A 25,475-nucleotide genomic window follows, 5' to 3' on the forward strand; every position below is an offset into this window, starting at 1 on the left:
GGATGTCCTCCGCCCGCCGCCCCGCCCCGCCCCCGACCCGGGGCCAGCGGGCCGCAGCCTCCGCCGGCGGGCGTCGGCGCTCGACAGGGCGGGCGCCGGCCGCCGCCCAGGGCCCCGACCTGTCCCGTCCCCGGCACCGCCGGCCGGCCCGCCGGCGTCGCCTCGTCGAGCTGGTCGCACTCCTCCTCGCGGTCGGCGCGGCGGTGGCGGTGGTCGCCGACCGGCGGGGTGCCGACGTCGACGCGGAGGTGCTCACCGCCGAGGAACTGGCCTCCGCGCCGGCGGTCGCGCCGGTGTCCGCCTCGCCGGTCCCGGCGTCGCCCGCCGCCGCGGCCACCACGCCCCCGCCGCCGGTGCTGCGGCTGCCCGGGCCGGTGCCGTCGGCGGGCCGGGGCAGCTTCGGCTACGACGACCGGGTGCGCCCGGTGCTGGGAGAGGCCGGCAGGCTGCACCGCTACCGGGTCGCCGTGGAGTCGGGCTCCGACGAGGACGCGGGCGAGTTCGCGGCCGCCGTCGAGGAGGCGCTCACCGGGCCGGGGAGCTGGGTCGACGGCGGGCTGCGGTTGCAGCAGGTACGCGCGGACGCCCGGCACGACTTCACGGTCTACCTGGCCACCGCCGCCACGGCGGGCCGGATGTGCGCGGCGGGCGGGGTCGACATCCGGGTGGGCGGGCGGCCGTACACGTCGTGCCGGGCGCCCGGCAAGGTGATCATCAACCTGGACCGTTGGCGGCTGTCGGTGCCGCACTACGTGAGCGCCCGCATACCGCTCTCGGTCTACCGGACGTACGTGGTGAACCACGAGGTCGGGCACCAGTTGGGGCACCGGCACGAGCGCTGCCCGGGCAGGGGCCGCCCGGCGCCGGTGATGATGCAGCAGACGCTCTTCCTCAACGGCTGCGTCGCCAATCCCTGGCCGTACCGCGACGGTCGGCGTTACGCCGGGCCGCCGCTCTAGCCGCCGCCGACGGGGCAGAGGAGCGACCACCGGCGCCGTCGTCGACGGCCGAGACTGGCTGTAGCCAAAATAGCGGCAAAAGCGCGGAAATGCCCGGATTGGCGTGGGACGCTCAGGTCATGACGTCGTCGTCCCCTTGCGACCCGCCTGGTCCGCCGACCCACCGTCCGTCGCCGTCGCCGACCCCGCGACCCCTGTCCCGGGACCGCCGCCTGCTGGCCCTGCTCCGGGACCGGCGCGCCCTCGGGATCGGTCTGGCCCTGCTGCTCGCGGCGGCCGCCGTGGTGACGCTGGCCCCCCGGCCCGACGGGCAGGCCGGCGAGCCGCCCACGGGCGACCCGGGTCGGGCGGCGTACGGGGCGGCGGCGGGCGAGCACGAGCAGCGCCCCACCCCCACCCCCTACCCACGGGAGGGCACGGGCAGCTTCGTCGCCGCGACCGGGGACTCCCCGGTGCGGGGCACCGACGGGCCGGTCCGGCGCTACCGGGTGGCCGTGGAGTCGGGCACCGGCCAGGACGTCGCCGCCTTCGCCGCCACCGTCGACGAGGTGCTGGGCGACCCGCGCGGCTGGACGGCCTCGGAGGAGTTCCGAATGCAGCGGGTGGCCGAGGCGGACGACGCCGACTTCACCGTCTACCTCGCGACCCCGGGCACCTCGGAGCGGATGTGCGCGGAGGGCGGGCTGAGCACCGAGGGCTACACCTCCTGCCGGCTCCCCGGTCAGGTGATCATCAACCTCGCCCGCTGGGTGGAGGCCGTCCCGGACTACGGGGCGCCGCTGGAGATCTACCGCGCCTACGTGGTCAACCACGAGGTGGGCCACGAGTTCGGCGAGGAACACCAGGCCTGCCCGGCCCCGGGCGAGCCGGCGCCGGTGATGCAACAGCAGACGTACGGACTGGACGGCTGCGTCGCCAACGCCTGGCCCTACGTCGACGGCTCGCGCTACGAAGGCAAGCTGGTCCCCGGGATCTGAATATTCCCGCTCCCGCAGTTCGGGCGACGTGTCCCTCCTCATGGCCGACCGGCCCCACGACGGGCGACAATGGCTCGGTTCGCCATCAGCCGATCCCGGGGAGTCCACCGTGTCGTTGCCCCCGCTCGTCGAGCCCGCCGCCGAGCTGACCGTTGACGAGATCCGCCGCTACTCGCGCCACCTGATCATTCCGGACGTCGGGGTCGAGGGGCAGAAGCGGCTGAAGAACGCCCGGGTGCTCTGCGTCGGCGCCGGCGGTCTCGGCTCGCCGGCCCTGATGTACCTGGCCGCCGCGGGTGTCGGCACCCTCGGCATCATCGACTTCGACACCGTCGACGAGTCCAACCTCCAGCGCCAGATCATCCACGGCGTCTCCGACATCGGCCGCTCCAAGGCCGAGTCGGCCGCGGCGTCGATCCGGGAGATCAACCCGCTGGTCGACGTGGAGATCCACAACACCGCGCTGGACCGGGACAACGTCCGCGACATCTTCTCCCGGTACGACCTGATCGTCGACGGCACGGACAACTTCGCCACCCGCTACATGGTCAACGACGCGGCGGTGCTGCTCGGCAAGCCGTACGTCTGGGGGTCGATCTACCGCTTCGACGGCCAGGCGTCGGTGTTCTGGGCCGAGCACGGCCCCTGCTACCGCTGCCTCTACCCGGAGCCCCCGCCGCCCGGCATGGTCCCCTCCTGCGCCGAGGGCGGGGTGCTCGGCGTGCTCTGCGCGTCGATCGGCTCGATCCAGGTCAACGAGGCGATCAAGCTGCTCGCCGGCATCGGCGAGCCGCTCGTCGGCCGGCTGATGGTCTACGACGCCCTGGAGATGAGCTACCGCAAGATCAAGGTCCGCAAGGACCCGAACTGCGTGCTCTGCGGCGAGAACCCGACGGTCACCGACCTGCTGGAGGACTACGAGGACTTCTGCGGCGCGGTGTCGGTGGAGGCCCAGGAGGCGGTGGTCGACGCGACCATCACCGCGCTGGAGCTCAAGGAATGGCAGGCCGCCGGCAAGGACATCTTCCTCGTCGACGTCCGCGAGCCGGCCGAGTACGAGATCGTCCGGATCCCCGGCGCGACGCTGATCCCCAAGGGCGAGATCATCTCCGGCGAGGCGCTGGCCAAGCTGCCGCAGGACCGGCAGGTCGTGCTGCACTGCAAGTCCGGGGTCCGCTCCGCGGAGGCGCTCGCCGCGCTCAAGGCGGCCGGGTTCCGCGACGCGGTGCACGTGCAGGGCGGCGTGCTCTCCTGGATCAAGCAGATCGACCCGTCACTGCCCGCGTACTGACCGGTCGCACCAGAGGCCCTTCCGCCCGCGCGGGAGGGCCTCTGTGCCGTGCCGCCAGCCCGGCACACCGGACCGGTCCGCACGTCGCGCCGGTCGACGGTGGCTGCCCGGTGGACCCGGCCGAGCCGTTTCCCGGAGGCGGGACCGACTTTTCGCAGGTAGCGTGTCCGCCGTGATCGACATGGACGCCGCGATCGGCTTCGTCGTGGCGCACGGGGACGCGGTGGACCGCGCCCGTCTCTCCCGGTTGCGCACCGGCGCGCCGGTGCCGGTGGAGCTGCTCGACGAGGCCGAGGCCGGGCAGGCGCCCGGCGGTGGCTGGCCGGCAGTGCTCGGCGGCGAGGTCGCCTCGGTCGACGCGACCTGCTTCCGCCTCGCCGAGCTGGACGACCTCGGCGCGCTCGGCCGTCCCGCCGCCCGGCACGCGCTGGACTGGCTCGCCGCCCGGCAACTGCCCGACGGCGGCTGGGAGGAGGACCCGCGGCTGGCCGGCCTGGCTCCGGAGTGGGCCCGCCCCGGTGACCCGGAGGCCCGGCTCTACCTGACCGCCAACGCCGGCTACTGGCTGACCGTCGCCGGGCTCGACGCCCGGGCCGCCGGCCCGCTGGACCACCGGGTCGGTGGGGCGTACGCCGGGGTGGTGCAGGCGGCGGCGCACGCGCTGGCCGCGGCGCTCGCCCCCGACGGCAGCTGGCCGTCGTTCCTGCCGGCCGGCTGGCTGAGCGCGGCCGTGCTGCACCGGCAGCAGATGTACGACGAGTCGGCGCGTATCCAGGCGGTGCTGGCCGAGCGGGTGCCGAAGATGTCCCCGGCCGACGTGGCCTGGCTGGCCGCCACGCTGCGCCGGGTCGAGGTGGGCGAGGAGCAGTGGTTGCTGGTGTCCGCCCGCAGGCGGCTCACCGAGACCCAGCGCAGCGACGGCGGCTGGGACAGCGACGACGGACACCAGTTCGACGTGCACACCACCCTGACCGCGATCCGGGCCTGCCGCCCGGCGGTCACTTCAGCTGGCTGATCACCAGCGGCCACCAGCCGTCCGGGGTGAACGCGGCCGGGTCGATGCTCTCCAGCACCATCCGTAGCTGCTCCGCCCGTTCGGCCCGGCCCGGCTTGCCCTCGTCCGCCTCGACGAAGAGCGCGAACTGGTAGAGGAACTCGAGGAAGGTGCGGAAGTTGCTGTTCACCGGCTGCACGTCCGGCTGCTCCAGGTCGCACTGGAGGATCTCCCCGGTGCGCGGGTCGAGCACGTAGAGCAGGTCGGTGTTGTCGGCCACCGCGCCGACCACGATCAGCCGGACGTCCAGCGAGCCGTCCTCGGTGGTCAGCTGGATGGTGTCGTACAGCTCGATGTCGCCTTCGAGGAAGGCGGTGAAGACCACCGCCACGTCGAGCGGGATCTCGTCGCCCTCGGGGAGCATGTCGGGGGTGAAACCCCCCTCCAGCCACGCCTCGCGCGGGTAGGGGATGAGCTCGTCCTCGTTCCACAGCGCGGTGAACCGGGGATCAGCAGCCATGACGGTCCTTCGCAGGGTCGACGGGTGGGTCAGGAGGACAGGCCGGCGGCGATCAGCAGCCGCCGCCAGTTGTCGGCGTACTCGCCGGCGTGCCGGCCCTTGCGTAGCCGCTTCTCGGGAGCGGCGGGACCGAAGACGGCGGCGACCAGCTCCGGATAACGGGGGCCGAGCACGTGCTCGTCGAAGAACGTGGCGACATCGGGGGCGATGAGGGTGAACTCGACGTCCTCGTCGGGGTGCTCGTACTGGTAGACGTAGGCGGTGGACTCCATGTAGTACACGTCCAGGTCTTTTCGGTCGAGGTAGATCGGATCGCCGCCGCGGATCTCGGAGCGCAGGCCGGAGGGGACGCTGTCCATCTCGTAGCCGACGATCAGCGGGCTGCCCATCGGGTCGTTCGGGTTGACCTCGTCCTCCTCCCACGTCTGCGGGGTGAGGATCTCCTTCGGCGCGTGGAACCGGAAGTTGTCGCCCTCGATGCGCCGGAACAGGCTGTAGACCTCGGCGACGCCGGGCAGCTCGGCGATCGGCTCCAACGGAGCCGGCCCCTCGATGCGCACGCCGAAGCCGTGCTCGGCCTCCACCCGGGTGAGCAGCTCCAACTTCTCGGCGATCCGGGCGAGGACGGTCGGGTCCGGGCGGGTCACGCCAGGACCTTCACGACGACCTTCGTGCCCGGGTCGACGTCGCGCAACGCCACGGAGATCTCGCGGTTGGTCCAGGCGTCCATCGGCCTGAGGTTAGCGTATTCGTCCTTTCTGTCGAGTTGCAGCTCGTGGACGTGGTCCGGGTCGGTCCCTCGCCTCGGGCGCTGACCGGCCCCGGCCGCCGTAGAGGCGGTCGACGAGGTCCTTGTTGGCCAGGTACTGGTTGGTCTCCGGGGTGCCGTGCTGCTGGGTCAGCCGCTTGTTCCCCGTGGCGGCCGTGCCAACCGGGCCCAACGTGGCGATCCGGGACAACTCTCCACTACGGAGGGTCAGCCGCGCAGGTGGCCGTCCCCGGTGACCACGTACTTGGTGGAGGTCAGCTCGGGCAGGCCCATCGGGCCGCGGGCGTGCAGCTTCTGCGTGGAGATGCCGATCTCGGCGCCGAAGCCGAACTCCCCGCCGTCGGTGAACCGGGTCGAGGCGTTGACCATCACGGCCGCCGCGTCCACCCGGGCCACGAACTCCCGGGCGGCGGCGGCCGAGTCCGTGACGATCGCCTCGGTGTGCCCCGTGCCGTACCGCCGGATGTGCGTGACCGCCGCGTCGAGCGAGTCGACGACGGCGACCGAGATGTCCGCGGAGAGGTATTCGGTGGCGAAGTCCTCGTCGGTGGCCGGCACCACCGCCGGCGAGTGGGCCGCGACACGGTCGTCGCCGTGCACGGTCACGCCCGCGTCGGCGAACGCGGCCAGCACCGGCGGCAGGAAGGCGTCGGCCACCGCCGCGTGCACCAGCAGCGACTCGGCCGTGTTGCAGGTGGACAGCCGCTGCGTCTTGGCGTTCAGCGTGATCGCGACCGCCTTCGCCGGGTCGGCGGCGGCGTCGACGTAGACGTGGCAGTTGCCGACGCCGGTCTCGATGACCGGCACCGTCGACTCCTCCACCACCGTGCGGATCAGGGACGCGCCGCCGCGCGGGATCAGCACGTCGACCAGGCCACGGGCGCGCATCAGCTCCTTGACCGAGTCGCGGGTGCTGGCGTCGAGCAGTTGCACCGCGTCCGCCGGCAGGCCCGCGCCGGAGACGGCGTCGCGCAGCACCGCGACCAGGGCGGCGTTGGAGTGCGCCGCCGACGACGAGCCGCGCAGCAGCGCCGCGTTGCCGGACTTCAGGCAGATGCCGGCGGCGTCGACGGTCACGTTCGGCCGGGCCTCGTAGATGATGCCCACCACGCCGAACGGCACCCGGATCTGGCGCAGCTCCAGTCCGTTGGGCAGGGTCGAGCCGCGGACCACCTCGCCCACCGGGTCCGGCAGCGCGGCCATCTGCCGCAGCGCGTCGGCGATGCCCGCCACCCGCCCCGCGTCGAGGGCGAGCCGGTCCAGCACGGCCGCGCTCAGCCCGGCCGCGCGCCCGGCCGCCAGGTCCGCCTCGTTCGCCGCCAGGATCTCCGGCGTACGCGCCACCAGCGCGTCGGCCATCGCGACCAGCGCGGCGTCCTTGGCCGTACGCGTGGCGACGGCCAGCGCCTCCGCCGCCGTACGCGCCCGCCGGGCCTGCTCGCTCACGCTCATCGCCGCACTCATCTCCTCAGTCGTTAGGAAGGGCCCCTTGCTATACAGAATCCGATAACAAGGTGCCCTTCCTTACAGCAGTACCAGGTCGTCGCGGTGGACGACCTCCCGTTCGTACGCCGGGCCGAGCGCCGCGGCGAGTTCCGAGGTCGACCGGCCGAGCAGCCCGGGCAGCTCGACCGCGTCGTAGTTGACCAGCCCCCGGGCGACCGGCGCGCCCTCGACGTCCACCAGGTCGACCGGGTCGCCGGCGGTGAACGCCCCGTCCACGGCCGTGATCCCGGCGGGCAACAGCGACTTGCGCCGGCCCACCACCGCGGCGACCGCGCCCGGGTCGAGGTGCAGCCGCCCCCGGGGCGAGGTGGCGTGGGCCAGCCAGAAGAGCCGGGCCGCCGGGCGCCGGCGGCTCGGGTGGAACAGGGTGCCGACCGGCTCGCCGGCCAACGCCGGGGCGGCCAGCGGCGCGGCCGTCAGCACCACCGGGATGCCGAAGCCGGTGGCGATCCGGGCCGCCTCCACCTTCGTCACCATGCCGCCCGTGCCCACCCCGGCCCGCCCCGCGCCGCCGATGTCGACGCCACTGAGGTCCCGCTCGTCGCGCACCTCGCTGATCCGGCTGGAGCCCGGGCGGGTGGGGTCGCCGGTCCAGAGGGCGTCCACGTCCGAGAGGAGTACCAGCAGGTCGGCGTGGACCAGGGCGGCGACGAGGGCGGCCAGCCGGTCGTTGTCGCCGAACCGGATCTCCTCGGTGGCCACCGTGTCGTTCTCGTTGACGATCGGCACCGCCCGCAGGTCGAGCAGCTTGCGCAGGGTGCGGTACGCGTTGCGGTAGTGCGCCCGCCGGGTCACGTCGTCGACGGTGAGCAGCACCTGCCCGACGGTCAGCCCGTGCCGGGCGAAGGCGGTCGCGTACCGGCCGATGAGCAGGCCCTGCCCGACGCTGGCGGCGGCCTGCTGGGTGGCCAGGTCGCGCGGGCGCCGGGCCAGCCCGAGCGGGGCGAGGCCGGCGGCGATCGCGCCGGAGCTGACCAGCACGACCTCGCGGCCGTCGGCGGCGAGCGCCCCGAGGGTGCCGACGAGCGCGTCGACCCGCTCGTCGTCCAGCCCGCCGGCGGCGGTGGTCAACGAGGAGGATCCGATCTTGACGACGACCCGTCGGGCCGCCGTGACTGCGTCGCGCACCCGCCTATTCTGCGTGGTCGGTGCGGGCGCGCCCCGTCGCGTTCTCATATCGTGGCCGCTCGTGAGACCTGACGAGTACGTCGAGGCGGTGCTGGAACTGGTCGAGCGGATCCCGCCCGGCCGGGTGATGTCGTACGGGGCGGTCGCCGACGCGCTGGCCGAGCGCTCGGGGCGGGCGTCGGCCCGGCTGGTCGGCTCGATCATGGCCCGGCACGGCGGCGGGGTGCCCTGGCACCGGGTGGTGAACGCAGCCGGCCGCCTCCCGCCCGGTCACGAGCGGGAGGCGCGGGCCCGGCTGCGCGCCGAAGGCACGCCGCTGCGCGGCGACGGGGTGGACATGCGGGCGGCGGGCTGGTCCCCGGAAGAGGGGATGTGACCAACGCCATAACGTGAGTAACATTCGGCCCCATGGACGCGCCGCCGGGTGGAGCCGGCTCCCCGGGCGTGGCCGCGCCGGCCGTCCCGGTGCCGCCGGCCGCCGGCCCGCCCGCGCCGGGTGGGCTGCCGCGCCGGGTGCACGCGGGGTACGCGCTCGGGTCGCTGGCCACCGGCGCGTTCGGGACCGTGCCCGGGCTGCTCCTGCTGCCCTACCTGACCGACACCCTCGGGGTCGCGGCGGGCGCGGCCGCCCTGCTGGTGCTCCTGCCGAAGGCGTGGGACGTGCTGGTCAACCCGGTCGCCGGCCGCGTCTCCGACCGCACCCGGTCGCGCTGGGGCGCCCGCCGGCCGTACCTGCTGGGCGCCGGGGTGGCGCTCGGCGTGCTCTTCGCCGCCATCTTCGCCGCGCCGTTCGGGGCCGGGCCGGCCGCCGGGGCGTACGTCGCCGTCGCCTTCCTCGCCACCGCCACCGCGTTCGCCTTCTTCCAGGTGCCGTACGTGGCGATGCCGGCCGAGCTGACCGGCGACCACGCGGAACGTACCCGGCTGATGAGCTGGCGGATCGCGGTGCTGGCGCTGGCCATCCTCGTCTCCGGGGCGGTGGCCCCGCTGGTGCGCGACGCGGGCGGCGGTGGCGTCGCGGGGCACCGCTGGATGGGGCTCTTCGTCGCCGGGCTGATCGTGGCCGGCGCGCTCGGCGCGTTCCTCGGCACCCGGTCCGCCCCCGAGGGCACGGTGGGGGCGAGCGAGCCGACGCTGCGCGCCCAACTCGCCGTCGCCGGGCGCAACCGGCCGTTCCGGGCGTTGCTGGTCTGCTTCGTGGTGCAGTCCGCCGGGGTGGCCACGATCCTCGCCGGGGTCAACTACTTCGCCGACCAGATCCTGCGCGACCCCGAGGGCGGGCCGACCGTCCTGTTCGCCTGCTTCGTCGGGCCGGCGCTGCTGGTGATGCCGGTCTGGACCCGGGTCGGCGCGCGGGTCGGCAAGCCGACCGCCCTGGTCGCCGCGTCGCTGACCTTCGCGGCGGGCGCGCTGGCCCTGGTCGCCGCGCCGGTGCTGCCGGGGGCGGCGGTCTACCTCCTGGTCGCGCTGGTCGGCGTCGGGTACGCGGGCCAGCAGGTCTTCGCCCTCGCCATGCTCCCGGACTGCATCGCGTACGACACGGCGCGCACCGGCCGGCGGCAGGCCGGCGTCTTCACCGGCCTCTGGACGGCGGGAGAGACCCTCGGGCTGGCCCTCGGTCCGGGCATCTTCGGCCTCGTGCTCCAGCTCAGCGGCTACGTCTCCGCCGACACCGGCACCGCCGCCGCCCAGTCCGACGGCGCCCGCCTCGGCATCCTGCTCGGCTTCACCGTCCTGCCCGCCCTCCTGGTGGCCCTGGCCGTCCTCCTCCTGCGCCCCTACGACCTCACCCCCGCCCGCCTCGCCGAAGCCGAGGCCCAAGCCCAGGCCCAGGCCGCCCGTCGCCCCGCCGTCGATGCGGTCGGGGCGGGGACGAAAGCCGCTGAACCCTATGGAAAGGGCATCACGACTCCATGATCGACGAGAGGCCGGGCCGGAGCGCGCTGCCCGGGAGCGGGGTGCCCGCCGAGCGGGTGCTGGCCGAGCTGCGGGCGCTGCGGGGCGCCGACCGGCCCACGCACGGGGGGCGGCTCTTCGCGTACGTCTACGACCCGGCGGTGCCGGGGCTGGACGAGCTGGCCGCCGCCGCGTACGCCGGGAGCGCGCACGTCAACGGGCTCGACCCGACCGCCTTTCCGTCGCTGCTGGCGATGGAGAACGCGCTGGTCGGCGCGGCGGCCCGGCTGCTCGGCGGCGGCCCGGGCGGCGCCGCGCCGGACGCCGTCGGCAGCGTCACCAGCGGCGGGACGGAGTCGCTGATCCTGGCCGTGAAGGCCGCCCGGGACGCGCACCCGGCGATCGCCGCGCCCCGGATCGTGGTGCCGGCCAGCGCGCACGCCGCGTTCGCCAAGGCGGCGCACTACCTGCGGGTCGCGGTGGAACAGGTGCCCGTGTCGGCGGCCACGCTCCGGCCCGCCGCCGCCGACGTGGCCGCCGCCATCGGTCCGGAGACCGTCCTCGTGGCCTGCTCCGCCCCCTCGTACGCGCACGGCGTCGTCGACCCGGTCACCGAGATCGCCGGGGCGGCCGCCGAGGCCGGGGTGCGCTGCCACGTCGACGCCTGCTTCGGCGGCTGGACCCTGCCGTACCTGCGCCGGCTCGGGGCGTCCGTGCCGCCGTTCGACTTCGCCGTCCCCGGGGTCACCTCGATCTCGGTCGACCTGCACAAGTACGCGTACGCCCCGAAGGGCGTGTCGGTGCTGCTGCACCGCGACCCGGCGCTGCGCGCCCCGCAGTACTTCGCGTACGCGGACTGGCCCGGCTACACGATGGTCAACCCGGTCATCGCCTCGACCCGCTCCGGCGGCCCGATCGCCGCCGCGTACGCCACCCTGCGCCACCTCGGCGACGACGGCTACCTGCGGCTCGCGGCGGCGACGCGGGACGCCGTGGCCGGGCTGGCCGACGCCGTCCGGGCGGTCGACGGGCTGCGGCTGATGGCCGAGCCGGAGTCGACCGTCGTCTGCTTCACCGCCACCGACCCGGGGCTGGACCTCTTCGTGCTGGTCGACGAGCTGACCGCCCGGGGCTGGCACACCCAGCCCCAGCTCGCGTACGCCGACCTGCCGCCGAGCGTGCACCTGACCGTGACCGCCGCGGTGGCGCCCCGGGTGGCCGAGTTCGGCCCGGCCCTGGCCGACGCGGTGGCCGCCGCCCGGGCGGCCGGGCCGGTCGCGCTCCCCGGCGAGCTGCTCGCCCTCGCCACCACGCTGACCCCCGACGCGCTCACCCCGGACCTGGTCGCCGGACTGGCCGCGGGGCTGGGCCTGGGCGACCCGGCCCCGACCGGTGCGGACGCCCCGGCGCGCCCGGTGCCGGGGCGGACGGCGGTGGTGAACACGCTGCTCAACGCCGCGCCGCCCGCGCTGCGGGAACGGCTGCTCGTGGAGTTCGTCGGCCTGCTGCAACGCCCGACCTGGTGACCGGCAACGCCGCCGGTCACCACGCGGCCGACGCGGTCACGCGGCGGGCAGCCTGAGGTCGGTCGGAGCGGTGTTGTCGGCGGGGGTGCGGTCGGCGGGGAAGGCGCCCCGCACGTTCGCCCGGACGGTCAGCGCGAAGCCGGTGAGTGTGCGCGCCGGCCCGCCCGGCGCGACGTCCACCCGCACCCGGAACCGGTACGACCGGGAGCCGCCCGCCGGGATCTGGCTGTCCCCGGTGCAGAACATCGTCTTCGTGTCGTCGTCCCCGCCCTGGTGGAAGCAGCCGCCGACGCCGGTGCCGTCGAGGTTGATCGTCGCCTCCACCGGCAGCACCACGATCAGGTCCCCGCTGTCGTACGCGCGGGTGCCGGCGTTGGCCATGGTGACGTCGAGCCAGCCGGTGTAGGCGCCGTCGGACGGTTGCAGGGTGAGGGTGCGCGGGGCGTCGATCGACAGGTCGACGTACCGGGCCGAGGTCACCGACGGCGCGCCGCCGGGGCCGGGCCCGGACGGGACCGGCGCGCCGGTGGTCGGCGCCGGCGTCGCCGTGCGGCTCGGCGTCGCCGAGGGGGTGCCGTCGCTCGGGGCCGCGGACGGGCTGGACGGTGACGGGTCGGGCGGGGTCGATCTGGTCGAGGGCCAGGCGGAGGGAAGGTCGGTGGGGTCGGTCGCCGTCACCGGCGCGGGCGGCAGACGGACCGCGCTCCCGGCCAGCCCCACCGCGCCGGCCAGCAGGACGACCGCCGTCGCCACCGCCGGGACGGCGGTCCGGTTGCGCAGCCGGCGGTACGCCCGACGGCGCGGCTCGTCCGGATCAGGGTCGGTGACCTGACGCAGACTGGCGGAGCGCAGTTCGGCGAAGGCGCCCGCCAGCCGGTCAGGACCCAGGTCCCGCTGGTCCATCTCAGTCCACCGTCCTTCGGGTCGGGGGTGCCGCCGGGCGGCTGCCGTCCGGATGCTCCGGGCCGTTGTCGGAGAGGCTGGCGGCGAGTGTCGTGCGGGCGCGGTGCAGCCAGGACTTGACCGTCCCGGGGGCCACCGCGCATTCCTCGGCGATCTCGCCGACAGTCAGTTCGGCCAGGTAGTACAGCACCACCGCGCGTCGCTGCTGGGCCGGCAGCGTACGGAGTGCGGTGGCGAGCGCGACCCGGTCCGGGCCCGGACCGTCCACCACCTCCAGCCGTTGGCGCTGGTGGAACAGCCGGGCCGTGCGCAGCCGGCGCCACCGGCTGACGCCCGCGTTCCAGGCCACCCGGCGGACCCAGGCCACCGGGTCGTCGTACCGGGCGATCCGGTGCCAGCGTGGCCACGCCCGGCTGAACGCCTCCTGCACCAGGTCCTGGGCCTCGCCCATGTCGCCGACGAACGCGTACAACTGCACCACCAGGGGCTGGAAGTGGTGGCGGTAGACGTCGTCGAAGCCGGGACCGGCATCCTCCACCACCGCGGCCCTCACCTCGATCGTCGGTCGCTCCGTCCCGCGTGGCGGAGGGGTGGTGCGCGGCCGTGGGGTCACCCACGGCCGCGCATCGGTCTGCGTCATTGTCGTCAGTCGACGGCGGTGACGGTGAACGCGGCGGTGTTGTCGGCCGGGTCGACGTCGAGCCGCTCGCCGTCCCAGCCGAAGACGGCGTACAGCCGTACCGAGCCCGTGCCCAGGTCGCCCGGGGCGACCTCCGCGGGCGCGCGGAGCAGCAGCGACACGGTGCGCTCCTCACCCGGCACGAACCGCCCGCCGGGCACGGCGCAGGCGCCGGCGCAGGTCTCCTCCGGCTCGATGCCGGCGAGGCTGACCCCGGCCGGCAGCGTCGGCTCCAGCCAGTACGCGTCGTGCGCGGCGTCGCCCGCGACCCGTACGGTCACCGGCAGCCGGCCCCGCCAGCTCCCGTCCTCCTGCCGGGTCAGGGTCGCCGCCCCCACCGCCAGCGACGCGTCCGTCAGGGTGTCCCAGACGTACGGCTGCGGGTCGCGCAGCGAGCCGGTGGTGGAGCGGAACAGCGTGCTGAACTCGCTGGTGTCGTTGGTCGGGTTGGCGTCCCCGGTCTCCACCGTCACCCGACCCGCCGGGGCGGACATGGCGTGGTCGCGCAGGGTGGTCGACACCCGGAAGTCGACGGTGAACCGTCGGCGCTCACCCGGCTGGAGGGCCCCGCCGGGAACCGTGCAGTAGATCGTGCGCACCGGGTTCGGGCTGCCGGAGAAGCACGGTTCCGCCGGGGTGAGCCCGGCAAAGGCGCCCGGCACCGGCTCGGTGACGGTCAGGTTGAGAGAGCTCGCCTGGGCGCCCCGGTAGGTGACGGTCACCGGCAGGCTGCCGGCGTACCCACGATCGGTCGGTTCGAGCACCAGTTGGCCGACCGACACCGACGTGTCGGCGGGCACGGCTGCGGCCTGCGCGGCGGGCGCTGCCGCGCCGAGCAGGGCGAGCCCCGCGCCCAGAACGCCGGCGGCGAGCCGACGGGCGATGGTACGTGCCATGTCCGTGTCCTCCAGTTCCCCGTGGTTCCGCCCGCGGCCCTTGCCGTCGGGCGGTGTTACGGGCAAGACACCTGTCACCCCCGGGAACGGTTGCGACCGGACGAACACGAACTGACGTCGCCTACCCGACAGTGGTGCGGTCGGGGCCGCTGGCGGCCGGCGGCGCGGAGCGACCGGTCGGTGCCGCCGGCGGCTGTGGTTGACTTGGGGCGGGCTCGGGGAAGGGGGCGGTCGTGCAGGTGCCGGGAGTGCTCGGCGAGCCGATCCGGTTCGTGCTGAACTGGGGCCGCCGCTACTCGCTCTGGGTCTTCAACTTCGGCCTGGCCTGCTGCGCGATCGAGTTCATCGCCACCAGCATGGGCCGGCACGACTTCATGCGGCTCGGCGTGATCCCGTTCGCGCATGGCCCCCGGCAGGCCGACCTCATGGTCGTCTCCGGGACGGTCACCGACAAGATGGCCCCCGCGATCAAGCGGCTCTACGACCAGATGCCCGAGCCGAAGTACGTGATCTCGTTCGGCGCCTGCTCCAACTGCGGCGGCCCCTACTGGGACTCCTACTCGGTGACCAAGGGCGTCGACCAGCTCATCCCGGTCGACGTCTACGTGCCCGGCTGCCCGCCCCGGCCAGAGGCGCTGCTGCACGGCATCCTGCGCCTCCAGGAGAAGATCGCCGCCGAGCAGTCCGGGATCGGCGGGGTGCCCCGGCCGGACGCGCTCGCCGCGCCGGTCGACGCCCCGCCCGCCGACGCCGGGTCCACCGGCGCGCCCCCGCGCTCGGCGGAGTCGCTGACCGCCCCGCCGGTCCGCCCGCCCACCCGCTGAGGCGCGTCCCCGCCCGCGCCGACTCCGGCCGTCGGGTCGGGAAGGCCGGTCGGTCGGACGACACCCCCGGGTGGTCGGCGGGGGCTAGCCTGCGCACCATGAGCCAGTCCGCGGACCAGCGTTCCGCCCACATCGTCCACGTGCTCACCGAGGAGTTCGGCGAGTCGATGGCGCTCGACCCGGCCGCCTTCCGGCGCAAGTTCCGCAAGATGGCCGCGTCGCCGTTCGCCTTCTACCGGGGCAGCGCCTCGCTGTTCTACGCCGACCAGCTCGGCGACTTCGCCGACGACCGGTTCCTCGACGAGCGGACCAGCCGGGTGTGGATCCACGGCGACCTGCACGCGGAGAACTTCGGCACGTACATGAACGCCTCCGGGCAGCTCGTGTTCAACGTGAACGACTTCGACGAGGCGTACGTCGGGCCGTTCAGCTGGGACCTGAAGCGCCTGGCGGCCAGCGTGGCCCTGCTCGGCTACGCCAAGGCGCTCTCCGACCGGGCGATCAGCGACCTGGTCGCCGGCTTCGCCGGTTCGTACCTGACGGAGCTGCGGGCCATCGCCGCCGGCGGCGACGACGCGATCGGCTCGATCACCCTGGACAACGCCGACGGGGTGCTGCGCCGGGTGCTCCAGCAGGCCCGGCTCAACACCCGGGTCGACCTGCTCGCCACGCAGACCACCATCGACAACTACGAGCGGCGGTTCTCCCTCGGCGACGGCGTCTTCGAGGTCGACGGTGAGACCCGGGCGAAGGTGTGCGCCGCGTTCGAGCACTACCTCGGCACGTTGCCGGTCTCCTCGGCCCGGCTGCGCCCGGTGGCGGCACACATCAAGGACGTGGTGCTGCGCAAGGGGGTGGGCATCGGCTCGGCCGGGCTGCCGTCGTACAACCTGCTGCTGGAGGGGCACACCCAGGCGCTGGAGAACGACGTCGTCATCTACATGAAGCAGGCCCAGGTGCCGGCGGTCGCCCGGCACATCGCCGACGAGTCGATCGCGGGCTACTTCCAGCACCAGGGGCACCGCACCGCCGAGTCGCAGCGGGCGCTCCAGGCGCACGCCGACCCGTGGCTGGGCTTCACCGAGCTGGACGGGGTCGGCCAGCTCGTCGCCGAGGTCTCCCCGTACGCGGCCGACCTCGACTGGGCCGACGTGAACGAGCCGGAGGAGCTGGCCGGGGTGCTGGCCGACCTGGGCCGGGCGGTCGCCCGGATGCACTCGGTCGCCGACGACGAGTCGAGCCACGACCTGGTGGACTACTCCACCGAGGAGGCCATCGTGGCGGCGGTGGACGCCGACGAGGCGGGTTTCGTCGCACACCTCGTCGACTTCGCCCACGCGTACGGGGTGCGGGCCCGGCAGGACCACCAGCTCTTCGTCGACCTGTTCCGCAACGGCCGGCTGCCCGGCCTCTGAGCGGCGTCAGGAGGCGAACTCCAGCACCACCTTGATGTCGTCCGGTTCGGAGGTGTACGCCTCGGCGTACGCCTCCACCGGCACGCGGCGGGTGACCAGCGAGCTGAGCCACGACTGGTCGGCGCGGGTCAGCGCCTCGGCGGCCATGTCCCAGTGCCGCCGGTTGGCGTTCACCGACCCGAACACCACGTTGTTCTCCAGCACCAGGGCGCGGTTGAGCGCCCCCGCGTCGAAGTCGATGGTCCGCCCGCCGCTGGACACCCCGGTCAGGCAGACGATGCCGGTCGGCCCGGCCTGGCACATCACGTCCAGGACGACGACCGGCGCCCCGGTGCACTCCAGCACCACGTCCGGTGCGAAGTCCAGCTCGCTGACCGGCCCGGTGTGGTAGGTCGCCCCGAGCGCCCGGACCAGCTCCGGCTTCGGCCCGGTGGTGCTGCGGTCCAGCACGTGCACGGCGAGCCCGCGCTGCGTGGCCAGCAACGCGGCCAGCAGGCCGATCGGCCCGGCCCCGGTGACCAGCACGGTCTGCGGTTGCCACTCGGCGCGGGCGCCGATCCGCTCGATGTGGTCCCACGCCTTCGCCACCACGCTGGTCGGCTCCAGCAGCATGCCGACCGGGGCGAGCGCCCGGTCCAGGCCGACGGCGAACCGGGGTTGCACCCGCCACCGGTCCCGGGCGAAGCCGGGCAGCGCCTTGATGCCGTGCTCGGTGAACTGCCCGTTGCGGCACATGTCCCACTCGCCGACCGCGCAGTTCGGGCAGGGCACCGGGTCGGGGCGCCGCACGATGCCGGCCACCAGGTCGCCGGGTTGCAGGGTGCCGGTCGGGTCCTCCAGCACCCGGCCCAGCGACTCGTGCCCCAGCACCAGCCGGTCCGTGCCGGGCGGAGCCTCGCCGTACTCGCCCGCGATGATCTCGTGGTCGGTGCCGCAGATCCCGACCGACAGCGCCTCGACCAGGATCGAGCCCTCCTCGGGCGACGGCTCGGGATGGTCCTCCACCAGCCGCAGGGAGTCGGCGACACCAGGGGTGACAGTCACAGCACGCACGGCCTCATCTTTCCCCGCCGGCCAGCCCGCCGCCGGGCAAAGCGGCCAGATCGCCCGCGAACCGGCGGGACCGGCCGGGGCCGTCCGCCGCCCGGGGGCCTCGGCTCGCTCCGGCGGGCCCCGCGGGAGAGGCCCTAGGATCAGCGGCATGACTCCGGAAGAGGTCGGCCAGCGGATGGTCGCGCTGCTCGCGCCCGCCGAGGCCACCCCGTCGGTCTCCGGCGGTCAGGCGCACGCCCGCGCCACCGTCGACGTACCCCCGGCGACCTGGCCGGACGCGCTCCGCGCGGCCCGCGACGACGCGGAGCTGGCCTGCGACTTCTTCGACTGGCTCTCCGCCGTCGACGAGCTGGCCGGCGGCTTCGACGTGGTGGCGCACCTCTGGTCCACCACCCACCGGCACGGCCTCCTGCTGCGCACCCGCGTGCCCCGCGAGGCGCCGGCCGTCGCCTCGGTGGTCGACGTCTACCCGGGCGCCGCCTGGCACGAGCGGGAGACGCACGAGATGTTCGGCATCGACTTCCCCGGCCACGCCGGGCTGGCGCCGCTGCTGCTGCCGCCCGAGTTCGAGGGGCACCCGCTGCGCAAGGAGTTCGTGCTCGCCTCGCGGGTGGCCAAGCCGTGGCCGGGCGCCAAGGAACCGGGCGAGTCCGAGGCCGGAGGCGGGCGCCGACCGATCCGCCCGCCGGGCGTACCCGCGCCGGGGGAGTGGGGGACGACGCCGACGCCGGCCGGCGCGGGCGGCGCCGGCGAGGGTCCGCGCGGCGGCGTCCCGGCCCGCCCGGCCCGGGAGCGGCCCGCCCGGCCGGCCCCGGGGGCCCGTCCGGCCCGTACCGCCCGGCCCGCCGGCGCCGCCGACGGCCCCGCGCAGGCCGGCCCGACCGCCGAGGCTCCGGCGCCGGCCGACCAGACCGCTGCCGACGGTCCGGGGGCAGCCGGCCCGACCGGTCCACTGCCGGGTGCGCCCGGCGGTCGCGGCGAGGGGGCCGCCCGCTCCGGACCGCCGGCCGACCGGCCGTCCCGGCAGGGCCCGGCCGCGACCGAGCGGGCCGACGACGGAGGTACGCCCTGATGCCGCTGTGGTTGGAGCTGGTGATCCGGGTGGGCGGCGTGCTCGTCGCCTTCCTGACCCTGCCGCTGCTGGTCGGCCAGGCCGAGCACAAGGTGATGGCGCACATGCAGGGCCGGCTCGGCCCGATGTACGCGGGCGGCTTCCACGGCTGGGCCCAGTTGGTCGCCGACGGCGTGAAGTTCGTGCAGAAGGAGGACGTCACGCCCCGGGAGGCGGACCGGGCGGTCTTCCGGCTCGCCCCGGCGGTCGCCCTCGTGCCCTACCTGCTGGTCCTGCTGGTGATCCCGCTCGGCCCGGACGACCTGGTCGGGCAGCCGCTCGACATCGGCCTGTTCTTCGTGCTGGCCGTCGTCGGGGTGGGCGTGCTGGCGGTGCTGATGTCGGCGTGGGCGTCGGCCAACAAGTACAGCCTGCTCGGCGGGCTGCGCGGGGCGGCCCAGCTGCTCGGCTACGAACTGCCGCTGGTGCTGGCCGCCGCGTCGGTGGCGATGGCGGCCGGCACGCTCAGCCTTTCCGGCATTGTCGAGGCGTGGCAGCCGTGGTGGCTGCTCTGGCAGGCCCCCGCCATGGTCGTCTTCTTCCTCGCCGGGCTCGCCGAGATCCGCCGCCCGCCGTTCGACATGCCGGTCGCCGACTCGGAGCTGGTCTTCGGCTACATGACCGAGTACACGGGCCTGCGGTTCGCCTTCTTCCTGCTCGCGGAGTACGTCGGCATCGTCGTGATCGCCGCGCTCACCACCGTGCTCTTCCTCGGCGGCTGGCAGGGCCCGTTCGCCGACGCGCAGCTCGGCTGGCTGTGGACCCTGCTGAAGGTCTTCGCCGTCTCCTTCGTGATCATCTGGCTCCGGGTGTCCTATCCCCGCCTGCGCGAGGACCAGCTTCAGCGCCTCTGCTGGCTCGTCCTGGTCCCCGTCTCCCTGGGCCAGCTCGTCCTCACCGCCGCCGTCCGCGTCGCGCTGTAAGGAAGGGCACCTTCCTAACGTATTCGGTATAGGAAGGGCCCCTTCCTTACACCTCGGCCGGGTGCCGGCTCAGCGCAGCGGGCTGTGGGCGGGGTCGACCCGCTCCTCGGGCGGGGGCGGCGGGGGCGGGGTGCCGTCGCCGAAGGGGCGACCGCCGAGGGCCTCCCGGCCGTGCGGGGTGAGCCAGCTCGCCAGGTCAGGGCCGAGCGGCACCACCCCGGTCGGGTTGATGTCGCGGTGCACCTCGTAGTAGTGCCGCTTGATGTGGTCGAAGTCGACCGTGTCGCCGAAGCCGGGGGTCTGGAACAGGTCCCGGGCGTACGCCCAGAGCACCGGCATCTCGGTCAGCTTGCTCCGGTTGCACTTGAAGTGGCCGTGGTAGACCGGGTCGAAGCGGACCAGCGTGGTGAACAGCCGCACGTCGGCCTCGGTGATGGTGTCGCCGACCAGGTAGCGCTGCCCGGCCAGCCGGTCGCTCAGCCAGTCCAGCCGGTCGAAGAGCCGGTGGTACGCCTTCTCGTACGCCCCCTGGTCGCCGGCGAAGCCGCACCGGTAGACGCCGTTGTTGACGTCCCGGAACAGGATCGCGCTCAGCTCGTCGATCTCGTCGCGCAGCCGCTCCGGGTAGAGCTCGGGCGCGCCCGCCCGGTGGTACGCCGTCCACTCGGTGGACAGGTCGAGGCTCATCTGCCCGAAGTCGTTGGTGACCACCTGCCCGGTCGGCACGTCCACGATCGCCGGCACGGTGATGCCGCGCTCGTAGCCGGGGAACCGCGCGAAGTACGCCTCCGCCAGCCGCTCGATGCCGAGCACCGGGTCGCGCCCGCCCGGGTCCAGGTCGAACGTCCAGCTCCGCTTGTCGTGGGTCGGGCCGGCCACCGCCATCGAGATCGCGTCCTCCAGGCCGAGCAGCCGCCGGACGATGATCAGCCGGTTCGCCCACGGGCAGGCGCGGCTGACGGCGAGCCGGTACCGGCCGGGCTGCACCGGCCAGCCGTCCCGGCCGTCGGCGGTGATCCGGGTGGCGATGTAACGCTGGTCCCGGGTGAACTCGCCGCCCAGCTCGACGTACCTGCCGCCGGTCCGCATCAGCACCTCGTCGCCGCTGGCCGTGCCGCCGCCGCGGTCCTCGGTGGTGTCGCCCACGCCCGCTCCCTCCGCCGTCGCCTGTCGCTCGTCCCATCATGGCGGGTTCCGCCGCCCGCCGGTGTACCGAGCGCCAGCCCACTGCGCCCGCGGGCTCCTCCCCGGCGCGGCCGGCGTCCGGGTCGGGCGGCGCGGCCGGCGGTTACGCTGCCGCGGTGACCGATGTGGAGGCGACGGCCCGGCGCTTCATCGCCGACGTGTGGAACGCCGCGCGGGAGGAGTCCGCGTACGAGCTGGTCGCGCCGGAGTGCCCGGGGTGGGGCGGCGCCGGTCCGGAGGCGACGCTCGCGTGGCACCGGGAACGCCGCGCCGCCTTCCCCGACCTGCGCTACAAGATCGTGGACGTGGTGGCCGCCGGGGACCGGGTGGCGGTGCACTGGCGGGCGGCCGGCACCCAGGTCGGCCGGTTCGGGCCGGTGCCGCCGACCGGACAGGTCGTCAGCTACTCGGGGGCGAGTTTCCTGCGCTTCGACGACGCCGGCCGGATCGTCGACGTGTGGAGCTGCAACGAGCTGTTCCAACTCCTCCAGCAGCTCGGCGTCGAGATGCTGCCGCCCGCCGCGGGTGGGATCAGCGGGACCTCGGCATGATCCTGCTGAGCGGGATGTCGATCTCCCAAGGCTCCGGAACCAGGATGCCGTCGGTCATCCGGGCCTGCTCGACGTAGACGCGCTTCGCCGGGTCGAGCTTGTGGGCATGCACGACGATCCCTGACTCGGTCTCGATGCGCCAGAAGTAGGGGATGTCCGCCTCGGCGTAGAGCGCGGGCTTGAGCACCCGGTCGATGCTCCGCGATCCCTCCGAGACGATCTCGACCACCAGCATCACCTCGTGGGGCCGGTAGTGCGAGGGATTGCGCGAGGCCGCGTCCAGCTCGGTGACCAGCACGTCGGGGATGAACGCGCGGGTCCGGGACAGTCGCACCTCGACGGCCTGGGTGACGTCGAGGTCGAGCGGGCAGGTCTCCTCGAGCGCGGCCATGAGGCGACCAGCGATCGACTGGTGGAGTCGCGTGGGGGAGGGCGACATGATGAGATTTCCGTCCAGGAGTTCGTGGCGGCGGCCGTCGTCGGGCAGGCGGTCGAGATCGTCGGCCGTCCACTCGCCCGGCGGCGGAAAGTCGTCGTGCAGCGCGGCGGTCATGGCGAGCCCTTTCCGGTGCGTCGTTCTCCCCACGCTCACGGTACGCCGGTCAACCCCGGGTGGTGGTCGCGCGCGCCGGGGCCACAGGGCAGGATGGTCGGCATGACCGACCGCAGCGAGCGCAGCGAGCCGGGCGGCGCCGGCCCAGAACGTGGCCTGCCGGGCGCGGGCCTGGTCAAGGGGCTCGCGGTCACGCTGAAGACGATGACCCGCCGCTCGACCACCCAGCAGTACCCGGACGTCGCCCCCGAGCTGCCGCCCCGCTCGCGCGGGGTGATCGCGCTGCTGGAGGAGAACTGCACGGTCTGCATGCTCTGCGCGCGGGAGTGTCCGGACTGGTGCATCTACATCGACTCGCACAAGGAGGAGGTGGCGGTGCCCGGTGCCGCCCGCCCCCGCCAGCGCAACGTGCTCGACCGCTTCGACATCGACTTCTCGCTCTGCATGTACTGCGGCATCTGCGTGGAGGTCTGCCCCTTCGACGCGCTCTACTGGTCGCCCGAGTTCGAGTACGCCGAGTACGACATCAAGGACCTGCTGCACGACAAGGACCACCTCGGGCAGTGGATGGGCACCGTGCCGCCGCCGCCCGCGCACGATCCGAACGGCGAGCCGGCCAAGGAGGAGACCACCGCCGCGCGTAAGGCCGCGGTCCCGGCGGCCCCCGCCGCCCGTCCCGCCGCCCCGCCCGTACGCCCCGAGCCCGAGGCCCGCGCATGACCGGTGCGGACGTGCTGCTGCTCGCCCTCGGCGCGGTGGCGGTCGGTTCGGGGGTGCTGGTGGTGGCTACCCGGCACCTGGTGCGGGCCGGCCTCTACCTCGTGGTCTGCCTCGGCGCGCTGGCCGGGATGTACCTGGTGCTCACCGCCGAGCTGGTGGCCTGGGTGCAGGTGCTGATCTACGTCGGCGCGGTGGTGGTGCTCCTGCTGTTCGCGGTGATGCTCACCCGCGCCCCGATCGGCGCCTCCGACGACCTGGACCGGCCCGGCTGGCCCGCGGCGCTGATCGGCGGTGGCACCGGGTTGGGCCTGGCGGCCCTGCTGGTCGACGCCTACCGCTGGACGGCCGTGGACCTGCCCGACGCGGGCACCGCGGAACGCCTGGGCGACCAGATCTTCCGGAGCTGGGTGCTCCCGTTCGAGGTGCTCTCGGTGCTGCTGCTGGCCGCCCTGGTCGGCGCGATCGTGCTCTCCCGCCCCGACATCGGCCGACCGGGCACCGACCGGTCCGGCGGGCGGCCGGGGACGGCGACCACCGGGAGCGGTCCGGGCGGCGATGGCGGGCGGTCGCGGTGAGGCCGGTCATCCCGTACGTCACCGCCGCGCTGCTGTTCGGCCTCGGCGTCTACGGCGTGCTGCGCCGGCGCAACGCGGTGCTGGTGCTGATGGCCGTCGAGCTGATGCTCAACGCGGTCAACCTGATCCTGGTCACCGCCGACACCACCGTGCGGGCGCAGTTGCCGCACGGCGGGCAGGTCTTCGCGCTCTTCGTGATCGTGCTGGCCGCCGCCGAGATCGGGGTCGGCCTGGCGATCGTGCTCCAGCTCTACCGGCTCCGGGCCAGCGTCGCCGTCGACGAGGTCCCGCTGACCGAGCGCCCGCCGACCGCACGTCCGGCCGGGCCGGCCGCGGCCGGGGTCGCCGCCGGGACCGACGCCCGGTCCGGTTCCGCCGCCGGGACCGACGCCCGGCCCGGGTCCGACCGTCCGGAGGGGGAGCGGTGAGCACGACCACGACGCTCGGCGCGCTGCTGCCGGCCGTACCGCTGGTCGCGGGCCTGCTCGGCCTGCTGCTGCCGCCCTCGCCGCGCGGCACCGGGACGGGCGGGGATCGGGCCCGCCGGGTGGCGATCGCGCTCGGCGTGGCCGGGGCGGCCGGCGCGCTGGCGCTCGCCGTCGCCCTGCTGGTCGCCCTCGACCGGCCGGCCGAGGCGTCCACCACCTGGGTCGACCTGGGCGGGCTGACCGTGACCCTCGGGGTCCGGCTCGACTCGGCCGCCGCGCTGGTGGCCGTCGCGGTCGCCGCGGTGGCCCTGGCCGTGCAGGTCTACTCGATCGGCTACCTGCGCCGGGGCCCGCACGACGACGTCGACGCCGACCACCGCTACCCGCCGTACGCGGCGCAGATCAGCCTCTTCACCGCCGCCATGCTGCTGGTGGTGGTCGCCGGCGACCTGATCCTGCTGCTGGTCGGCTGGGAGGTGATGGGCATCTGCTCCTACCTGCTCATCGCCCACGACCGCCGGCTCCCCGAGGCGCCGGCCGCCGCGATGAAGGCGTTCCTGGTGACCCGCGTCGGCGACGTCGGCTTCCTGCTCGGCATCGCACTGCTGGGCGTCTCGGCCGGCAGCTTCCGGATCGCCGACGTGCTCGCGCACGACCACGGCACCGGCACGCTGACCGCCGCCTGCCTGCTGCTGCTCGCCGGGGTTGCCGGCAAGAGCGCCCAGTTCCCGCTGCACACCTGGCTGCCGGACGCGATGGCCGGCCCGACGCCGATCTCGGCGCTGATCCACGCCGCCACGATGGTCGCCGCCGGCGTGTACGCGGTGACCCGCCTCTACCCGCTGTTCGAGGCCACCCCGGTCGCGCTGGCCGTGCTGGGGGTCATGGCCTCGGTCACCCTGCTGCTCGGCGCCTTCGCCGCCACCGCCCAGGACGACCTCAAGCGGGTGCTGGCCTGGTCGACGGTCTCCCAGATCGGCTACATGACCGGCGCGCTCGCGGTCGGCTCGGCTCCCGCCGCGCTGTTCCACCTGCTCACCCACGCCGCGTTCAAGGCGCTGCTCTTCCTCGCCGCCGGCGCGGTGATCCACGCGGTGGGCACCACGCTGATGTCCCGGATGGGTGGGCTGCGCCGCGCCATGCCGGTCACCTTCTGGTGCACGGTGGTCGGCCTGGGCGCCCTGGCCGGGCTGCCCCCACTGTCCGGCTTCTGGAGCAAGGACGGCGTGCTCGCCGCCGCCGGGGACGCCGCCCTGCACGGCGCCGGCCCGGCCCCGTCCTGGGTGGGCTGGCTGGTCTGGCTCGCCGGGCTGGTCGGCGTCGCGGTCACCGCCTGGTACGCCACCCGCCTGCTGCTGCGCACCTTCTTCGGCGAGACGCGGATCCCGCTGGCCCACCCGCACGACCCGCCCGCCGTGATGCGCTGGCCGGTGCTGCTGCTCGCCGTGCCGGCCGCCCTGCTCGGCCTCGCCGGCTTCGACTGGGCCTTCGCCCGCCGGCTGCTGCTCACGCCCACCGCCGGCGCGCCGGCCGGGGAGCACGCCCTGATCCACGTCGGCCCGGAACTGCTGCTGCCGCTGGCGCTGCTGGCCGTCGGGGCGGGGCTGGCCTGGCTCCGCTGGCGGCGGGACCCGGCCGCCGACCCGGCGGCCGCGCTGGGTCCGCTCCGGCCGGTGTTCGCCGCCGCGTTCCGGCTCGACGACGTCCAACGTGCCCTGGTCGTACGCCCGACGACGGCGTTGGCCCGGGCGATGCGTACGGCGGACGAGGTGGTGGTGGACGGCGCGGTCGAGGGCAGCGGCCGGGCCGCGCTCGGCCTCGGCGGCGGGCTGGCGGCCCTGCACCGGGCCGCGCTGCCGCGCGCGGCAGCCGGGGTGCTCGCCGGCGCGCTGCTGATCGGGCTGGCCGCCGCCCTGATCGGAGTGGCGCCGTGAGCGCGAGGAGTGAGCCGGGTTTGCGAGCCCCGCAGTCGCGAACCGAGGTGACGCCGTGAGCGCGAGGAGTGAGCCGGGTTTGCGAGCCCCGCAGTCGCGAACCGAGGTGACGCCGTGAGCGCGAGGAGTGAGCCGGGTTTGCGAGCCCCGCAGTCGCGA

26 protein-coding genes are annotated in these 25,475 nt (G+C 74.7%); 16 read left to right on the forward strand and 10 right to left on the reverse strand.

Annotated features, from left to right (window positions below; all coding sequences use genetic code 11):
- The first annotated feature begins 2 nt into the window (after positions 1–2).
- The 4 genes from ACGF5G_RS20445 (at position 3) to ACGF5G_RS20460 (ending at position 4,242) form a co-directional block, all read left to right on the forward strand.
- Entirely contained in the window at positions 3–959 is a 957-nt protein-coding gene (locus ACGF5G_RS20445) for a DUF3152 domain-containing protein (protein ID WP_393264906.1), read from the forward strand.
- A 119-nt stretch (positions 960–1,078) separates the two neighbouring features.
- Entirely contained in the window at positions 1,079–1,936 is an 858-nt protein-coding gene (locus ACGF5G_RS20450) for a DUF3152 domain-containing protein (protein WP_393264908.1), read from the forward strand.
- Between the two features lie 109 nt (positions 1,937–2,045).
- Entirely contained in the window at positions 2,046–3,227 is a 1,182-nt protein-coding gene (gene moeZ / locus ACGF5G_RS20455) for an adenylyltransferase/sulfurtransferase MoeZ (RefSeq protein WP_393264911.1), read from the forward strand.
- 181 nt (positions 3,228–3,408) lie between these two features.
- Positions 3,409–4,242, forward strand: coding sequence for a prenyltransferase/squalene oxidase repeat-containing protein (locus ACGF5G_RS20460; RefSeq protein WP_393265046.1), 834 nt, complete (start codon positions 3,409–3,411; stop codon positions 4,240–4,242).
- On the opposite strand, the gene ACGF5G_RS20465 is transcribed toward ACGF5G_RS20460, so the two are convergent.
- The 4 genes from ACGF5G_RS20465 to proB form a co-directional block, all read right to left on the reverse strand.
- Positions 4,226–4,741: an SUKH-4 family immunity protein gene (locus ACGF5G_RS20465; RefSeq protein ID WP_393264912.1), complete on the reverse strand. Its 516-nt coding sequence runs from the start codon at positions 4,739–4,741 to the stop codon at positions 4,226–4,228. The two genes, ACGF5G_RS20460 and ACGF5G_RS20465, sit on opposite strands and share 17 nt — an antisense overlap.
- Positions 4,742–4,770: 29 nt before the next feature.
- A complete protein-coding gene (locus ACGF5G_RS20470) occupies positions 4,771–5,388 on the reverse strand; it encodes a hypothetical protein (RefSeq protein WP_393264914.1) in 618 nt (205 codons plus the stop codon).
- A 329-nt stretch (positions 5,389–5,717) separates the two neighbouring features.
- A complete protein-coding gene (locus ACGF5G_RS20475; protein WP_393264916.1) occupies positions 5,718–6,962 on the reverse strand; it encodes a glutamate-5-semialdehyde dehydrogenase in 1,245 nt (414 codons plus the stop codon).
- 72 nt (positions 6,963–7,034) lie between these two features.
- The gene (gene proB / locus ACGF5G_RS20480; protein WP_393264917.1) at positions 7,035–8,192 is read right to left on the reverse strand and encodes a glutamate 5-kinase; all 1,158 of its coding nucleotides are present in this window, start codon (positions 8,190–8,192) and stop codon (positions 7,035–7,037) included.
- Between the two features lie 13 nt (positions 8,193–8,205).
- Between proB and ACGF5G_RS20485 the strand changes: the two genes are divergently transcribed.
- Genes ACGF5G_RS20485 through ACGF5G_RS20495 form a run of 3 tightly spaced genes read left to right on the forward strand, consistent with a single transcriptional unit; the run spans position 8,206 to position 11,566 of the window.
- The gene (locus ACGF5G_RS20485; protein WP_350711609.1) at positions 8,206–8,520 is read left to right on the forward strand and encodes an MGMT family protein; all 315 of its coding nucleotides are present in this window, start codon (positions 8,206–8,208) and stop codon (positions 8,518–8,520) included.
- A 32-nt stretch (positions 8,521–8,552) separates the two neighbouring features.
- The gene (locus ACGF5G_RS20490) at positions 8,553–10,061 is read left to right on the forward strand and encodes an MFS transporter (RefSeq protein ID WP_393264921.1); all 1,509 of its coding nucleotides are present in this window, start codon (positions 8,553–8,555) and stop codon (positions 10,059–10,061) included.
- Complete coding sequence (locus ACGF5G_RS20495) at positions 10,058–11,566, forward strand: pyridoxal phosphate-dependent decarboxylase family protein (protein ID WP_393264924.1); 1,509 nt, start codon at positions 10,058–10,060, stop codon at positions 11,564–11,566. The genes ACGF5G_RS20490 and ACGF5G_RS20495 overlap by 4 nt, the downstream gene beginning before the upstream one ends.
- A 36-nt stretch (positions 11,567–11,602) precedes the next feature.
- Here ACGF5G_RS20495 and ACGF5G_RS20500 read toward each other — a convergent pair whose 3' ends face one another.
- From ACGF5G_RS20500 to ACGF5G_RS20510, 3 genes are read right to left on the reverse strand one after another with little or no spacing between them, the layout of a single operon-like run.
- Positions 11,603–12,469 (reverse strand): hypothetical protein, encoded by an 867-nt coding sequence (locus tag ACGF5G_RS20500; protein ID WP_393264926.1) that lies wholly within the window; start codon positions 12,467–12,469, stop codon positions 11,603–11,605.
- 1 nt (position 12,470) lies between these two features.
- The gene (locus tag ACGF5G_RS20505; RefSeq protein ID WP_393264928.1) at positions 12,471–13,109 is read right to left on the reverse strand and encodes a SigE family RNA polymerase sigma factor; all 639 of its coding nucleotides are present in this window, start codon (positions 13,107–13,109) and stop codon (positions 12,471–12,473) included.
- Positions 13,110–13,114: 5 nt separating this feature from the next.
- Positions 13,115–14,044, reverse strand: coding sequence for a hypothetical protein (locus tag ACGF5G_RS20510; RefSeq protein WP_393264931.1), 930 nt, complete (start codon positions 14,042–14,044; stop codon positions 13,115–13,117).
- 233 nt (positions 14,045–14,277) lie between these two features.
- Here ACGF5G_RS20510 and ACGF5G_RS20515 point away from each other — a divergent pair, with 233 nt between their 5' ends.
- Both ACGF5G_RS20515 and ACGF5G_RS20520 read left to right on the forward strand, forming a co-directional pair.
- On the forward strand, positions 14,278–14,868 hold the full coding sequence (locus ACGF5G_RS20515) for an NADH-quinone oxidoreductase subunit B (protein ID WP_393264933.1): 591 nt from the start codon (positions 14,278–14,280) through the stop codon (positions 14,866–14,868).
- Positions 14,869–14,966: 98 nt separating this feature from the next.
- Entirely contained in the window at positions 14,967–16,283 is a 1,317-nt protein-coding gene (locus ACGF5G_RS20520) for a DUF2252 domain-containing protein (protein ID WP_393264936.1), read from the forward strand.
- Between the two features lie 6 nt (positions 16,284–16,289).
- Here ACGF5G_RS20520 and ACGF5G_RS20525 read toward each other — a convergent pair whose 3' ends face one another.
- Positions 16,290–17,336 carry a glucose 1-dehydrogenase gene (locus ACGF5G_RS20525; RefSeq protein ID WP_393264939.1) on the reverse strand — a complete coding sequence of 349 codons (1,047 nt, stop codon included), beginning with the start codon at positions 17,334–17,336 and terminating at the stop codon, positions 16,290–16,292.
- A gap of 148 nt (positions 17,337–17,484) precedes the next feature.
- Here ACGF5G_RS20525 and ACGF5G_RS20530 point away from each other — a divergent pair, with 148 nt between their 5' ends.
- Together ACGF5G_RS20530 and ACGF5G_RS20535 are read left to right on the forward strand one after the other, a co-directional pair.
- Complete coding sequence (locus ACGF5G_RS20530) at positions 17,485–18,408, forward strand: NADH-quinone oxidoreductase subunit C (RefSeq protein ID WP_393264941.1); 924 nt, start codon at positions 17,485–17,487, stop codon at positions 18,406–18,408.
- Positions 18,408–19,370, forward strand: coding sequence for a complex I subunit 1 family protein (locus tag ACGF5G_RS20535; protein WP_350818982.1), 963 nt, complete (start codon positions 18,408–18,410; stop codon positions 19,368–19,370). Before ACGF5G_RS20530 ends, ACGF5G_RS20535 begins: the two co-directional genes overlap by 1 nt.
- 69 nt (positions 19,371–19,439) lie before the next feature.
- Here the strand turns inward: ACGF5G_RS20535 and ACGF5G_RS20540 are convergent, their stop codons facing one another.
- Entirely contained in the window at positions 19,440–20,459 is a 1,020-nt protein-coding gene (locus ACGF5G_RS20540) for a glutathione S-transferase family protein (protein ID WP_393265048.1), read from the reverse strand.
- Between the two features lie 212 nt (positions 20,460–20,671).
- On the opposite strand from ACGF5G_RS20540, the gene ACGF5G_RS20545 reads away from it, so the two are divergent.
- Positions 20,672–21,106 (forward strand): ester cyclase, encoded by a 435-nt coding sequence (locus tag ACGF5G_RS20545; protein ID WP_393264942.1) that lies wholly within the window; start codon positions 20,672–20,674, stop codon positions 21,104–21,106.
- On the opposite strand, the gene ACGF5G_RS20550 is transcribed toward ACGF5G_RS20545, so the two are convergent.
- Positions 21,087–21,659: a Uma2 family endonuclease gene (locus tag ACGF5G_RS20550; RefSeq protein ID WP_393264945.1), complete on the reverse strand. Its 573-nt coding sequence runs from the start codon at positions 21,657–21,659 to the stop codon at positions 21,087–21,089. The genes ACGF5G_RS20545 and ACGF5G_RS20550 overlap by 20 nt on opposite strands.
- 93 nt (positions 21,660–21,752) lie before the next feature.
- On the opposite strand from ACGF5G_RS20550, the gene ACGF5G_RS20555 reads away from it, so the two are divergent.
- From ACGF5G_RS20555 to ACGF5G_RS20570, 4 genes are read left to right on the forward strand one after another with little or no spacing between them, the layout of a single operon-like run.
- Positions 21,753–22,379, forward strand: coding sequence for a NuoI/complex I 23 kDa subunit family protein (locus tag ACGF5G_RS20555; RefSeq protein WP_393264947.1), 627 nt, complete (start codon positions 21,753–21,755; stop codon positions 22,377–22,379).
- The gene (locus ACGF5G_RS20560; RefSeq protein WP_393264949.1) at positions 22,376–22,954 is read left to right on the forward strand and encodes an NADH-quinone oxidoreductase subunit J; all 579 of its coding nucleotides are present in this window, start codon (positions 22,376–22,378) and stop codon (positions 22,952–22,954) included. The genes ACGF5G_RS20555 and ACGF5G_RS20560 overlap by 4 nt, the downstream gene beginning before the upstream one ends.
- Entirely contained in the window at positions 22,951–23,382 is a 432-nt protein-coding gene (gene nuoK, locus ACGF5G_RS20565) for an NADH-quinone oxidoreductase subunit NuoK (protein ID WP_393264951.1), read from the forward strand. The genes ACGF5G_RS20560 and nuoK overlap by 4 nt, the downstream gene beginning before the upstream one ends.
- Positions 23,379–25,316, forward strand: a complete 1,938-nt coding sequence (locus ACGF5G_RS20570; protein ID WP_393264953.1) for an NADH-quinone oxidoreductase subunit L — start codon at positions 23,379–23,381, stop codon at positions 25,314–25,316. The genes nuoK and ACGF5G_RS20570 overlap by 4 nt, the downstream gene beginning before the upstream one ends.
- The last annotated feature ends 159 nt before the right edge of the window (positions 25,317–25,475 follow it).

The sequence above is a fragment of the Micromonospora sp. NPDC047730 genome (genome assembly GCF_043204765.1).
In the GTDB taxonomy this organism is placed as follows: Bacteria; Actinomycetota; Actinomycetes; order Mycobacteriales; family Micromonosporaceae; genus Micromonospora.

Excerpts from the sequence above, each read along its gene's own strand:
- ACGF5G_RS20445 (WP_393264906.1), top strand. The coding sequence starts at position 3 with ATGTCCTCCGCCCGCCGCCCCGCCCCGCCCCCGACCCGGGGCCAGCGG.
- ACGF5G_RS20550 (WP_393264945.1), bottom strand. The coding sequence starts at position 21,659 with ATGACCGCCGCGCTGCACGACGACTTTCCGCCGCCGGGCGAGTGGACG.
- ACGF5G_RS20500 (WP_393264926.1), bottom strand. The coding sequence starts at position 12,469 with ATGGACCAGCGGGACCTGGGTCCTGACCGGCTGGCGGGCGCCTTCGCC.
- ACGF5G_RS20530 (WP_393264941.1), top strand. The coding sequence starts at position 17,485 with ATGACTCCGGAAGAGGTCGGCCAGCGGATGGTCGCGCTGCTCGCGCCC.
- ACGF5G_RS20555 (WP_393264947.1), top strand. The coding sequence starts at position 21,753 with ATGGTCGGCATGACCGACCGCAGCGAGCGCAGCGAGCCGGGCGGCGCC.
- proB (WP_393264917.1), bottom strand. The coding sequence starts at position 8,192 with ATGAGAACGCGACGGGGCGCGCCCGCACCGACCACGCAGAATAGGCGG.
- ACGF5G_RS20510 (WP_393264931.1), bottom strand. The coding sequence starts at position 14,044 with ATGGCACGTACCATCGCCCGTCGGCTCGCCGCCGGCGTTCTGGGCGCG.
- ACGF5G_RS20495 (WP_393264924.1), top strand. The coding sequence starts at position 10,058 with ATGATCGACGAGAGGCCGGGCCGGAGCGCGCTGCCCGGGAGCGGGGTG.
- ACGF5G_RS20560 (WP_393264949.1), top strand. The coding sequence starts at position 22,376 with ATGACCGGTGCGGACGTGCTGCTGCTCGCCCTCGGCGCGGTGGCGGTC.
- ACGF5G_RS20540 (WP_393265048.1), bottom strand. The coding sequence starts at position 20,459 with ATGCGGACCGGCGGCAGGTACGTCGAGCTGGGCGGCGAGTTCACCCGG.
- ACGF5G_RS20450 (WP_393264908.1), top strand. The coding sequence starts at position 1,079 with ATGACGTCGTCGTCCCCTTGCGACCCGCCTGGTCCGCCGACCCACCGT.
- ACGF5G_RS20460 (WP_393265046.1), top strand. The coding sequence starts at position 3,409 with ATGGACGCCGCGATCGGCTTCGTCGTGGCGCACGGGGACGCGGTGGAC.
- ACGF5G_RS20490 (WP_393264921.1), top strand. The coding sequence starts at position 8,553 with ATGGACGCGCCGCCGGGTGGAGCCGGCTCCCCGGGCGTGGCCGCGCCG.
- ACGF5G_RS20535 (WP_350818982.1), top strand. The coding sequence starts at position 18,408 with ATGCCGCTGTGGTTGGAGCTGGTGATCCGGGTGGGCGGCGTGCTCGTC.
- ACGF5G_RS20465 (WP_393264912.1), bottom strand. The coding sequence starts at position 4,741 with ATGGCTGCTGATCCCCGGTTCACCGCGCTGTGGAACGAGGACGAGCTC.
- ACGF5G_RS20475 (WP_393264916.1), bottom strand. The coding sequence starts at position 6,962 with ATGAGCGTGAGCGAGCAGGCCCGGCGGGCGCGTACGGCGGCGGAGGCG.
- ACGF5G_RS20520 (WP_393264936.1), top strand. The coding sequence starts at position 14,967 with ATGAGCCAGTCCGCGGACCAGCGTTCCGCCCACATCGTCCACGTGCTC.
- ACGF5G_RS20505 (WP_393264928.1), bottom strand. The coding sequence starts at position 13,109 with ATGACGCAGACCGATGCGCGGCCGTGGGTGACCCCACGGCCGCGCACC.